This is a genomic window from Pararobbsia alpina (assembly GCF_902859895.1).
Taxonomy (GTDB): domain Bacteria; phylum Pseudomonadota; class Gammaproteobacteria; order Burkholderiales; family Burkholderiaceae; genus Pararobbsia; species Pararobbsia alpina.
In genome coordinates this window covers 41,323-51,720 of sequence record NZ_CADIKM010000016.1, presented here as the reverse complement: position 1 = coordinate 51,720, position 10,398 = coordinate 41,323, and the positions used below count along the sequence as shown (strand labels likewise).

The 10,398-nt window shown below is 64.2% G+C and carries 10 protein-coding genes and 1 riboswitch; of the genes, 6 read left to right on the top strand and 4 right to left on the bottom strand.

Going from position 1 to position 10,398, the window contains the following annotated elements:
* Positions 1 to 17: 17 nt before the first annotated feature.
* A riboswitch (cobalamin riboswitch) is annotated at positions 18 to 237 on the bottom strand.
* A gap of 95 nt (positions 238 to 332) precedes the next feature.
* From HV670_RS16790 to HV670_RS16775, 4 genes are all read right to left on the bottom strand, one after another.
* Positions 333 to 1,847 (bottom strand): FGGY-family carbohydrate kinase, encoded by a 1,515-nt coding sequence (locus HV670_RS16790; protein ID WP_175105931.1) that lies wholly within the window; start codon positions 1,845 to 1,847, stop codon positions 333 to 335.
* Positions 1,848 to 1,861: 14 nt separating this feature from the next.
* Positions 1,862 to 2,668, bottom strand: a complete 807-nt coding sequence (locus HV670_RS16785; RefSeq protein ID WP_175105930.1) for a BtpA/SgcQ family protein — start codon at positions 2,666 to 2,668, stop codon at positions 1,862 to 1,864.
* Positions 2,669 to 2,702: 34 nt separating this feature from the next.
* Positions 2,703 to 3,500 carry a DeoR/GlpR family DNA-binding transcription regulator gene (locus HV670_RS16780; protein ID WP_175105929.1) on the bottom strand — a complete coding sequence of 266 codons (798 nt, stop codon included), beginning with the start codon at positions 3,498 to 3,500 and terminating at the stop codon, positions 2,703 to 2,705.
* 70 nt (positions 3,501 to 3,570) lie between these two features.
* Complete coding sequence (locus HV670_RS16775) at positions 3,571 to 4,440, bottom strand: inositol monophosphatase family protein (protein ID WP_175105928.1); 870 nt, start codon at positions 4,438 to 4,440, stop codon at positions 3,571 to 3,573.
* Positions 4,441 to 4,545: 105 nt separating this feature from the next.
* Between HV670_RS16775 and HV670_RS16770 the strand changes: the two genes are divergently transcribed.
* From HV670_RS16770 to HV670_RS16750, 6 genes are read left to right on the top strand one after another with little or no spacing between them, the layout of a single operon-like run.
* Positions 4,546 to 5,496 carry an ABC transporter substrate-binding protein gene (locus HV670_RS16770; RefSeq protein ID WP_425511434.1) on the top strand — a complete coding sequence of 317 codons (951 nt, stop codon included), beginning with the start codon at positions 4,546 to 4,548 and terminating at the stop codon, positions 5,494 to 5,496.
* A 19-nt stretch (positions 5,497 to 5,515) separates the two neighbouring features.
* Positions 5,516 to 7,120 carry a sugar ABC transporter ATP-binding protein gene (locus tag HV670_RS16765; protein ID WP_246257537.1) on the top strand — a complete coding sequence of 535 codons (1,605 nt, stop codon included), beginning with the start codon at positions 5,516 to 5,518 and terminating at the stop codon, positions 7,118 to 7,120.
* Between the two features lie 10 nt (positions 7,121 to 7,130).
* Positions 7,131 to 8,198, top strand: coding sequence for an ABC transporter permease subunit (locus tag HV670_RS16760; protein WP_175105927.1), 1,068 nt, complete (start codon positions 7,131 to 7,133; stop codon positions 8,196 to 8,198).
* 58 nt (positions 8,199 to 8,256) lie between these two features.
* Complete coding sequence (locus tag HV670_RS16755) at positions 8,257 to 9,153, top strand: NAD(P)-dependent oxidoreductase (RefSeq protein ID WP_175105926.1); 897 nt, start codon at positions 8,257 to 8,259, stop codon at positions 9,151 to 9,153.
* Between the two features lie 39 nt (positions 9,154 to 9,192).
* On the top strand, positions 9,193 to 9,528 hold the full coding sequence (locus HV670_RS30585) for a hypothetical protein (RefSeq protein WP_217478446.1): 336 nt from the start codon (positions 9,193 to 9,195) through the stop codon (positions 9,526 to 9,528).
* Positions 9,426 to 10,334, top strand: a complete 909-nt coding sequence (locus HV670_RS16750; protein ID WP_217478445.1) for a M42 family metallopeptidase — start codon at positions 9,426 to 9,428, stop codon at positions 10,332 to 10,334. The genes HV670_RS30585 and HV670_RS16750 overlap by 103 nt, the downstream gene beginning before the upstream one ends.
* The last annotated feature ends 64 nt before the right edge of the window (positions 10,335 to 10,398 follow it).

Genomic DNA, 10,398 nt, shown 5'->3' with positions numbered 1-10,398 from the left:
TTCCAGCACTCCCGCAGGATTCGCCACTCGCGTTGGCCGGTATCCGGGCTGGCGATCAGGCCTCATTCGCCTTCCCGCGGATGCAGTGGCTGTTGAATGAGGCAGGCCGAAAACCTCGACCGGATCGCTTACCGTTGCGGGGGCAGCACAGGTTGGCGTCCGCGGACACGCCCTGTTTCCCGTTTAACTGCGCGTGCCAGAACGCACGCGCGAGCACCAAACGCGCCGGTACGATAGCACAGGACACCCCAACGGTGCCGATTCCCGCCCCTGCCGCCAAGGCTGGCGAGGCAGGGGAACCGCGTCACGGCGGGACTGGAGACGCGCCTTCGTCAGCCGAGCAGATGCATGAGGTCTTTCGTATTGAGGTAGAGCTCGCGGAAGATCCGGTGCTGCTTGTCGTAGACGGCCCGTGTCGAAGGGTCGGGGCTGACCTGTGCGGCGATCGGGTTGGCGCGGTGGATGGTGTCCGCCGTCAGCACGCCCGCGCCGATGCCCGCCAGCAAGGCGCTGCCGAACGAGGCGCCGAAGGTCAGCGACGGCACGTCTTGCTCGAAGTTGGCGCAATCGCTGACTGCCTGGAGCCAGAGCGGGTTCTTCGTGCCCCCGCCGACGGCGACCACGCGTCGCGGCGAGGCGTGCGCCTCGGCATAGGTTTCGAGCACATGCCGTACGCTGTTGGCGATGCCTTCGAGCGCCGCACGGTAGAGGTCGCCGCGCGTGTGCGTGAGATTCAGGCCGAGCACGCAGCCGCGTGCATGCGGATCGTGGATCGGCGTGCGCTCGCCCGACAGGTAGGGCAGCATGATCAGGCCTTTTGCACCGGGTGGCGATTGCGCGGCTTCCTGTGCGAGCATGCCGAAGGCCTCGTCGGCCGGCAGATCGCGCGCGAACTGTTCGCGGAACCAGACGGTCAGCGTGCCGCTCGTCGCAAGGCCCGACGAACTCGTATGGAGCCCGGGGAACAACCAGGGGGCATACCAGAGACGCGGATCCTGCACGGCACGGTCCGTCACCTGAATGATGAAGATCGTCGAGCCGTACATCATCATCATCTCGCCGGCGGCCAGCACGCCGACGCTCACGGCTTCGGCGGCCGCATCCGCCGTGCCGGCGATAACCGGCGTGCCTTCGGCAAGCCCGGTCTGCAGCGCGGCTTGCTTCGTCACGCGGCCCGCGATATCGGTCGTCCACGCGAGCGTGGGCAGCTTGTCGATGTCGATGATGCCGCCGTCGACTTCATCGGCCAGCGTGCTTGACCATTGCTGCGTTCGAATGTCGTAGAGCGGGGTGAACGATGCCGCCGTGTAGTGGTCGAGCACCGTCTCGCCCGTCAGCCGATAGACGAGGTAGGTCGTCGAAGAGACGATCTTCGCGGCCTGCGCATAGTGTTCAGGCTCGTTGCGCTTGAGCCAGAGAATCTTCGGGCCGACCGACTGCGACGTGAGCGCATTGCCGCAGTGGAGCAGCAGGCGTTCGCGTCCATATAGCGTGTTGAGTTCGTCGATCTCCCGGCTCGCACGCGTATCGACGCCATAGAGCACGGCATGACGCAAGGGGGTGCCATCACGGTCGAGCGGCAGCATGCACGGCGCAATCGCGCTGCACCCGACCGCGCGAATCCGGCTTGCGTCGATCCCCGCCTGCGCGGCTTGCTCGACAAGCTGCTTCGACAGCAGGCAGAAGTCGCCCCACCAGTCAGTCAGCGGGTCGTGTTCGGCCCAGCCGGGCTGCGGCACGCGCATGCGATGGGGTGTCGACGCACGTGCGATGACCGCGCCGTTCGCGTCGATGATCGTCCCCTTCGACTCGAACGTGCCGATATCGATGCCAAGCAGATAGTCCATGGCTCGGCGCGGCCTCAGGCGCGCGCGATATGCGCGAGCCGCATGAATTCCTTGGCGCGTGCGGGGTCGACCGGATTCCACGTGTTGCCGTCGACCTTGAGTGACGAACCGACGATGCAGCCGTCGGCGACACGGAAGACGTCGCCGACCGTTTCATGCCGCACGCCGGTGTTCGCGAGCACGGGAGTCGTCGGCAGGACCGCCTTGACGCCTTCGAGTTGTGCCATCGGCGCGGCTTCGCCGGTGATCGCACCGGACACGAGCACCGCATCAGGAATGCTCGAGAACACCGCCGAACGTGCGCGATCCGGCAACGGGCGGGCGTCGAGCGAATGCGCGAACTCGGCCGACAGGTTGTAGAGCATCGCGACATCCTTGCGGCCGAGACGGTTGCGATAGCGCATCGGCTCCGCGGAACGGCCGACCCAAGGGCCCATGTCGGACGCATAGAAGCCCGTGCAGATTTCGCGGATAAACGAGGCGCCGGTCGCGGCGGCGAGCGCGATCGAACTCATCGGGTCCCAGAGCACGTTGACACCGAACGGGACGGTGATGCGCGGGCGCAGTTGGCCGATCACAAACGCCATCGTCGAGGTCGAGGCCATGTCGACGTTCAGTTCGTACGGGCGATCGTTTTCATTGCCGAACATGACGGCATCGACGCCAGCGGCCTGCAGTGCGTCGAGGTCCTTGCGTGCTTCGTCCACGATGCGCGCGACGCCACCCTCTTCGTCATAGAGCGGCGTGCCGGGTAGCGGCAAGAGGTGGACCATGGCGATGACCGGCTTGGTATCGCCGAACACACGTCGGAAGTTCGTCATTTGGATAGCTCCGTGGGCACAGCATTCAGAATCGCTATGCGTACAAGATTTGCGCAAAGCGGCTTTCATACGGCGCGACAAGCGCGCGCGCGGGTTCATCCGTCACGAGGACATCGATCGCATCCAGCGTGCATACCGACACCAGCTTGCGATGGTTGAATTTCGTGTGGTCCGCGATGGCCACGCGCTTCTTTGCGCGGGCCAGCGCGACCTTCTTGAGTTCTGCTTCGTCGACCGTCGAGTTCGTCACGGCCTCGGCATCGATCGCGTCGGCCGAGAGGAAAAAGATATCCGCATGGATGCCGCGCAGCATGCCGTCGGCCCATGCGCCAACGAGGCTGAAGAGGCCATTGCGCACCCGGCCGCCGAGCAGCCAGACCTCGGTCGGGCCGCGCGCAGCGGCCTCGGCAACCTTGAGGTCCATCGTGATGAGCATCAGCGGCCGGCCGGCGAGCCGCTGCGCGAGCGCGAGCGCCGTGGTGCCGGAGTCGATGATCACCGTCGAATAATCTGGCACCAGTTCGGCCGCGACCGCGGCGATGCGCTTCTTCTCCTCGAGATTCGCGCGACGCTTCTCTGAGAACAACGGCTCTTCATCGGGAGCGTCCTCGACGGCCGTACCGACCGACATCACACCGCCATGCGTGCGCCTGATTTTTCCTTCGCGTTCCAGCGCGCGTGTGTCGCGTCGCACCGTCGCGAGCGACGCGCCGAGCATATGGGCGAGTTCGTCGGTCGCGAGGCGCCGATGCTGATTGACCAGTCGCATCAAGCGCTCGCGGCGCTCCTCCGGAAATACTCCGGGGCCCTCCTGCACGGATTCCGTTGTCATGTTGGCTACCTCAGTGAGTGGGATTTTTTCATGCAAACAATCACATGTCAACATTATCAATCACAATAGATCACAAAAAAGCGTGGCCATTGCTTGCGACGACGATGCGATCGAGCATGGCCTGATGGACACCCGGATTGGCCGCCAATATATGTCCGGTCGTCAGCCAGGTGTCGCCGCCGGCGAGATCGGATATGCGGCCACCCGCTTCACGCACGAGCAGCGCACCTGCTGCGACATCCCAGAGTTTGAGCGAGGTTTCCCAATAGCCATCGAGGATGCCTGCCGCGACATAGGCGAGGTCGAGCGAGGCGGCACCGGGCCGACGGATATTGCGGCAGTCGCGCCAGATCGCGCGCAGCGCGGCGAAGAACGCCTCGGCGTGAGGCGAGTCGGGCCAGGGCAGGCCGGTGGCGACCAGCGCCTGGTCGATCGTGGAGCGCTCGGAAACCCGGATCGGCGTGCCATTGAGAAATGCGCCGCCGCCTCGGGTGGCCGTGAAGGTCGCGTCCTTGGCCGCATCCATGACGACGCCCGCGACGAGTTCGAGTTGGCCGTCCTGCGGGCGCTTTTGCGCGGCGGCGATCGACACGGCGTAGTGCGGCAGGCCGTGCAGGAAGTTGGTCGTGCCGTCGAGCGGATCGATGATCCAGGTTATCGGGCCGCTACCCGTGCGGTCGTGCCCTTCTTCTGCAATCACGCTGTGATCGGGGAAGTGCGCGAGCAGCGTCCTGATGATGGCTTCCTCGGCGCCGCGGTCGATCTCCGAGACCAGGTCATTGGGCTTCTTGTGAACGATCGTCAAATGTTGGCGCTGCTGGCGCCCTTGCTGGATCACGTCGCGGGCCTGCCCGGCCGCCTCGAGTGCGACGGCCAGCAGGGCCGCGGGTTCGGTACGTTTTCCTCGGTCGCCGGCAGCACTTATTTGGGTGTTTGACATGATTTATACTGTTTTACTTGGATCGAAGATGATTGACAATGCAGTTTTGTGACTGTTAAATGGAGCCACTCTATCACGCTGTCTATTTCATGGAGAGGTTCCCCGATGTCACCGATGTTCAAACAATGGATGGCCGTGGCGATCGCGGCGTGCGGGATGTTTCTGCTGCCTTCGGCGCACGCCGAGAAGAAGCTGACCTCAGTCGGCATGACGGTCGGTGTGCTCGGCAATCCCTTCTTTTCCTCGCTCGCCAAGGGTGCGACCGATGAGGCGCGCAAGCTCGGCGGTCCAGACGTCAAGGTCACGGTGCTCGCCCATAACTGGGACGTCAGCAAGCAGGTCAGCCAGATCGAGAATTTCATCGCGAGCAAGGTCGACATGATCGTACTCGACCCGGCCGATCCCAAGGCACTTACGCCGGTGCTCGCCAAGGCGCGCGCGGCAGGCATCACGGTGGTCGCGCTGGATGACGCGTCCGAGGGCGTGCAGTACACGATCATGGCGGATAGCGTCGCGGCGGGCCGCAACTCGTGCGAATACCTTGCCAAGGAGATCGGCAACAAGGGCAACGTGATCCTCGTCTCGGGCCCGCCCGTCACGACCGTGTTCGACCGCATCAATGGCTGCAAGGAAGCACTCGCGAAACATCCGGACATCAAGATCCTGTCGGATGACCAGGATGCGAAGGGTACGCGCGAGGGTGCGCTGCAGGTGACGCAGGATCTGCTGACCCGGTTCCCGAAAGTCGATGCGATCTACAACATCAACGACCAGTGCGCGATCGGCTCGCTGCTGGCTGTCAAGCAGGCGCGGCGCACGGGCATTATCCTCACGTCGGTCGACGGTTCGCCCGAAGCCGTGAGCGAGATCAAGAAGCCGCATTCGATCTTTGTCGCGTCGTCCGCGCAAGACCCCAACGAGATGGGTAGGAACGCGGTCGAAGTCGGCTTCGGCATCATGAACGGCAAGGCGCCCGCGCAGACCCTGGTGCTCATGCCGACGCCGGTGATCACGAAGGAGAACGCGTCGACCTACGTCGGCTGGAAACCCCTGTAAGCACCCGAGTACGCCCTTCATGCCAGCTCAGACGACGCCCTCTCACATGCCGCACGATCGCGCGCGGCCGGTGCTGGAAATGCAAGACGTCAGCAAGCGTTTCGGCGCGACGAGTGCGTTGGCCGGCGTGAGCCTGCAGGTCCATGCGCACGAGATCCATGCGCTCATGGGCGAGAACGGTGCGGGCAAGAGCACCTTGATGAAGGTGCTCGCGGGCGTGATCACGCCGGACGCGGGCAGTATCAGCATGGACGGCCAGACCATTGCGATTGACGGCCCCGCGTCCGCGCGAGCACACGGCATCAACCTGATCTATCAGGAACTGAGCATTGCGGCGAATCTCAGCGTCGCGCAGAACGTGTTCATGGGCAGCGAGCCGAGGTCGCGGTTCGGCCTGCTCGACAAGCAGGCGCTCCATGCGCGGACCCGGCAGATCCTCGACCGGCTTGGCGCATCGTTCGCTCCTGAAACACCGGCCGCGTTGCTATCGATCGCGGAGCAGCAGCAGGTCGAGATCGCCCGCGCGCTGATTCATCGCAGCCGCGTACTGATCATGGACGAGCCGACCGCGGCACTGTCGGAGCGCGAAACGGAGCGATTGTTCGGCATCATCCGGAGCCTGCGCGAGGAGGGCATCGCGATCATCTATATCAGTCACCGGATGGACGAAGTCGACCTGCTTGCCGATCGCGTCACCGTGCTGCGCGATGGCCAGCGAATCGGCGAAATCCAGAAGGCCGATATCGAGCGCGGCCGGATCGTCCAGATGATGGTCGGCCGCCCGCTCGCCGAACTGTTCCCACGTGAGGAACGATTCAAGGCGGGCGATTGTGTACTGGAAGTCGAGCGCATCGCAAGCGAGCAGGTTCATGACGTGTCGTTCAAGGCCTACAAGGGTGAGATCGTCGCGCTCGCCGGGCTGATCGGAGCTGGCCGCACGGAGCTCGCCCGGCTGGTCTTCGGTGCTGACGTGCGGCGCAGCGGCACGATCAGGGTCAATGGCGCCGAGGCCAGCATCCGCAGGCCGCGCGACGCGATCCGCGCAGGCATTGCCTATGTCCCTGAAGACCGCAAGGGGCAGGGGCTGTTGCTCGATATGAGCGTCGGCGCGAACATGACGATGAATGTCGTAAAGCGCTTCGCGCGCTTCGGCATGGTGAACCGCGCGGCGATGGCCCGGGTGGCCGCCGAGCTCAAGGTACGCCTGAACGTCAAGGCTGCGAGCCTCGGCATGCCGATCGCGGGCCTGTCGGGCGGCAACCAGCAGAAGGCCTTGCTCGCACGGTGGCTGGCGATCAAGCCGGTGGTGCTGATTCTCGACGAGCCGACACGCGGCATCGACATCGGCGCCAAAATGGAAATCTACAATCTGATGCGCGAACTCGCGGCGAGTGGCGTCGCGATCGTCTGCATCTCGTCGGACCTTCCCGAGGTCATCGGCATCGCGGATCGCGTGCTTGTCATGCGCGAAGGCCGGATCGCCGCGGAACTGAGCCGCACGGAGATCTCGCAGGAGCGCGTGATGGCCGCCGCGCTCGAATTGCCGCAAGCAGACCGGCTCGTGGTCCCTGAGCATATCGATGCGCAGACCGGCCGAATGTCCTTCCGACCCGATGCTTCCTAGCAGAGCAGACATGACATCGAACTCGACGAACGTCGCCGCAACGGGCGGCGTGGTGCCGCCCAACAGCACGCAGAAGGTTGCGCTGCTGGCTTCACTCGGCATGCTGCCGGTCCTCGTGGTGCTGTATATCGGCTTTTACGGCGCGATGTATCTCCATGACCCTGGTGTCGCGTCGAACTTCATCTCACAGTCCAATACGATCAACATCCTTCAGCAGGTGTCGATCAATATGGTGCTCGCGATCGGCATGACGTTCGTGATCCTGACCGGTGGCATCGACTTGTCGGTCGGCGCGATGCTGGCCTTCTCGGCGGTGGTCGGGATGATCGTCGCGACACCGGGCGCGGTCACCGGGTCACTTCTCAACACGCTGCCGCCCTCGCTCGCGCTCGCCGCATTTCTCGGCAGCGGCCTGCTGATGGGCCTGCTCAACGGCGCGGTCATCGCCTTTCTCGACTTCAGCCCGTTCATCACGACACTTGCGACGATGACGACTATCCGTGGGCTCGCCTACCTCGTGGTCAACGGTTCGAATGTGCTGAACACGGACATCACGTTCGGGTGGATCGGCAACGGCGTCATGCAAACGCTTTTCGACCGGCAGACCGGTTTCGACATACCCTGGCTCGTCGTGATCGCGGCGATCGTCGCGGTGGCGAGCTGGTTCATCTTGCGGCGCACCGTGCTGGGCGGACATATCTATGCTGTCGGCGGCAACGCGCAGGCGGCACGCCTGACGGGCATCAACGTCTCGCTCGTCCTGGTCTTCAGCTATGCGGCGTGCGGCATGTTCTCGGGGCTCGCCGGGGCGATGACCGCGGCCCGCCTGCTGAGTGCGAATGGCAATCTCGGCGTCGGGTATGAACTCGATGCGATCGCCGCGGTGGTGCTCGGCGGTACGCGCCTGACTGGCGGCGTCGGCTCGGTGCTCGGCACGGTCATCGGTGCGTTGATCATCGGCGTGATGAGCAACGGGCTCACGATTCTTGGCGTGTCGTCTTTCTGGCAATACGTGGTCAAGGGACTCGTCATTCTGGCGGCGGTTTTTCTCGATCGCATGCGGCAGCGGCGGGGTTAGACGAACCGCGTGCGCGATTCGCCGGACCGGACCGCTTCACTTCAATGAGGATATTTTCGTGAATATTGCCTTCATCGGGCTCGGCGCAATGGGCGGCGGCATGGCACGCAGCCTGATCCGCAAGGGGCATCGGCTCGCCGTATTCGACGTAGCGGCATCGGCACGCGGCGCCTTCGCCTCGCTTGATTGCCGCGTGGCCTCTTCGCCTGCCGACGCGGCTGCGCACGTCGATCTTGTCATCACGATGCTGCCGACTTCCGCGCACACTCGCGATGCCCTGTTCGGCGAGCAGGGCGCATGCGACACCCTGCAGCACGGTGCGGTCGTGATGGAGATGAGCACCGGCAGCCCCTCGCAGATGCTTGCGATCGCCAAGGACCTCGCTGCCCGGGGCATCCGCATGGTCGATGCGCCGGTGAACCGGACGCCCCCGGAAGCGGAAACCGGCACGCTGCTCGCGGTGGTCGGTGGGGCCAGCGAGGATGTCGAGGCCGTCACACCCGCATTGAATGCGCTTGCCGATACGATCCACCATGTCGGTCCGCTCGGCAGTGGCATTCGCATGAAGCTCGCGAACAACTACATGTCGATGATCAACCTGCTGTTGACCGCGGAAGGGCTGATGCTCGCTGAACGTGCGGGCATCGACCGGCGCACGGCCGCCGATATCATGGGCGCCGAAGGTAACGGCGCGAGCAACGGGCAGTTGACGACCATCTACCAGCGCAAGGTGCTGGCCGGCGACCTTACCCCCGATTTCCGGCTCGGCATGTGCCTCAAGGACATCACCCTCGCGCTCGAACTCGGCAGCGAGCTGGGTCTGCCACTTGGCCTCGGCGCCGCCGCCCGCAGTGTATTCGGGCTCGCTCGCGCTTGGGGTCGCGAAGACCAGGACTGCACCGCGATCCTGCCGATGCTGCATGAGATCGCCAATTCGAAGAACGTCGTGTTTTGACGATCGAGCCTCCCACGGACCTATTGCGTACCTATCACGATGACACTTTCCGACGTCGCACCGAACTATGACGGCCTGTTTGACTGGCTCAAGAAACTCTGCCTGATCTCCGGTCTTTCCGGCTATGAGGACCGCGTGCGTGAGGCGATCGCCGAGGAGCTCGTGGCTGACGGCACCTCGATGCTGACCGATACCTTTGGCAACCTGATCGTCACGGTGCCGGGGCGCCGGCAGGATGCACCGCGTGCGATGATTTTCGCGCATAAGACCAGATGGGCCTGGTCGTGCGCCGCGTCGAGGAGGACGGCTACCTGCGCGTCGAACGCCTGGGCGGCGTGCCCGAGCGTGTGTTGCCCGGCTTGCAGGTGGTCGTGATCAACGAGGTCGGTGAGGAGATTCTCGGCGTGATCGCGACCAAGGCACACCATGCCGTATCGCCCGACGAGAAGTACGAGGTGGTGCCTTACGAGAAGTTGTTCATCGATATCGGTGTCGATAGCGCGGAAGAGGTCAAGGCACTGAAAATCCAGATCGGCGCACCCGTGACCTACCGGCCGACGCTTTCACGCTTGCAGAAGCACCGCGTGACGGGCACCGCGCTCGACGACCGCGGCGGCTGCGTATCGCTGATGGCGCTGGTCAAGGCCTTGCAGGCCGATCCCGCCGACGCCACGCTGGTTGCCGTGTTCTCGGTGCAGGAGGAATTCAATTTGCGCGGTGCCATGGTGGCGGCGAACCGCGTGAAACCGGATTGCGCGATCTCGATCGACATCATGGTCGCGAGCGATACGCCCGACCTGAGTACGCGCGGCGAACTCGCCCTCGGCATGGGGCCGTCGCTCGGGATGTACAGCTTTCATGGGCGCGGCACCTTGAACGGCACCTTGCCTCATCCGGTGCTGCTCAAGCACGTTGTGGAAAGCGCTGCGAAAGCCGGCATGCCGCTGCAGCGCAGCGCGCACTGCGGCTGCCTGACCGATTCGTCGTACGTGCAATTGACCGGCGACGGCGTGCCTGCGATCGACATCGGCTACCCGGCGCGCTATACCCATACGCCGATCGAAGTCTGCGACCTGCGCGACATCCACAGCGTCGCGCAATTGCTCGAAGCCGTGATGCGCGATTTCACCCCGGGCTTCAGTTTCGCCCGGAAAGGGCCGTTCGATCGCTATCGGTCGTGAGCGGCGTCTTTTCGCGCACCTGTCGGGCGGTCTTCGGAGAATCCACGAAGAGGGTCTAATCGGA